Origin of the sequence: Streptomyces pseudovenezuelae (genome assembly GCF_001513955.1) — a bacterium.
Taxonomy (GTDB): domain Bacteria; phylum Actinomycetota; class Actinomycetes; order Streptomycetales; family Streptomycetaceae; genus Streptomyces; species Streptomyces pseudovenezuelae.
Map to the genome: position 1 here is coordinate 10535 of NZ_KQ948157.1, position 1011 is coordinate 11545.

The 1011-nt window shown below is 72.3% G+C and carries 1 protein-coding gene and 1 pseudogene; both read left to right on the forward strand.

The annotated features are described in order from the left end of the window. The first annotated feature begins 148 nt into the window (after positions 1-148). A complete protein-coding gene (locus AQI94_RS41960; RefSeq protein ID WP_030498671.1) occupies positions 149-541 on the forward strand; it encodes a hypothetical protein in 393 nt (130 codons plus the stop codon). A gap of 1 nt (position 542) precedes the next feature. Then, a pseudogene (locus AQI94_RS41965) lies at positions 543-1011 on the forward strand (hypothetical protein); the annotation flags it as partial.

Consider the following 1011-nt stretch of genomic DNA (forward strand, 5'->3'; position numbering starts at 1 on the left):
CGTACGGCATCACGGGCGTGGTCCTGGTGACGGGCGGTCTCCTCCTGGTCGTGCGCTCCCGCCCGGGTGTCCAGGCCGCCGCCAAGACCGTGGCCAGTGTGGTCCCGGGCGGGGCCGCACTGAAGTCCGTCAAGGGAGGAACCGCAGCATGAACATCGACACCACGCCCGACCCCGACGAGATCGTCCAGGCGGAGGAGTACGCGCCCGCCGCGCCGATCGCGGTGTCCGTGTGCGGGCCGACCGAGACGCGGGAGCTTCCCGCGGTGCGGGCCGGCTACAAGACCGAGCAGGCGGTAGGCGCCTCGGTGGCGGTCAAGCTGCTGCCGTTCGAGCCCCGCCGCAAGGAGGCGTACCTGTGCGCCCTGACGCAGGACATCTACATCTCGGGGACGCAGGCCGGCGCGCAGTCCGGGGCCGCGGGCGCCATGCGCATCCCCGCCGTGGTGCCGTGGCGCATCGGCAACCTCGACGAGGTGTGGGCGTGCGCCGTGACCGGCAGCACGGACATCGGTGTGCAGGCCGACTACTGGAGCGAATGAGATGCCCTCACCCTCCTACGTGCCGGTCATCGCCACCGGCCGGGACGTCTCGTTCGCGTCCATCGCGGTCACCGGTAACGCCACCGTGGGCGGCACCCTCGCCCTCAACAACGGCGCCACCATCACGTTCGGTGCCACCGGGGACGTGAACCTGTACCGCGGCGGGGCGAACCTGCTGCAGACAGACGACTATTTCGTGATCCCGAACGGCCAGTCGAACGGCCAGTACAGCGTGTTCGGGGGAGGCCCCGGCGCGCTCACCCTGGGCACCGCCACCGGGGGGATCTCCATCAAGGAGGGCGGCGGGGCCGCGCGCATGGGCCGCGCCACCCTGGTGGCCGGGACCGTGGTGGTGGCCAACACCTCGGTCACCGCGGCCACCGAGGTGTTCGCCACCACCCAGCCCCCCGGAGGCGCCCCGGGCGCGGTGTACTGCTCCGCGCGCACGCCCGGGGTGTCCTTCACCCTCA

What these genes read in the sequence shown, in the direction of transcription:
- AQI94_RS41960 (WP_030498671.1), top strand. Translation starts at nt 149, where the DNA reads ATGAACATCGACACCACGCCCGACCCCGACGAGATCGTCCAGGCGGAG.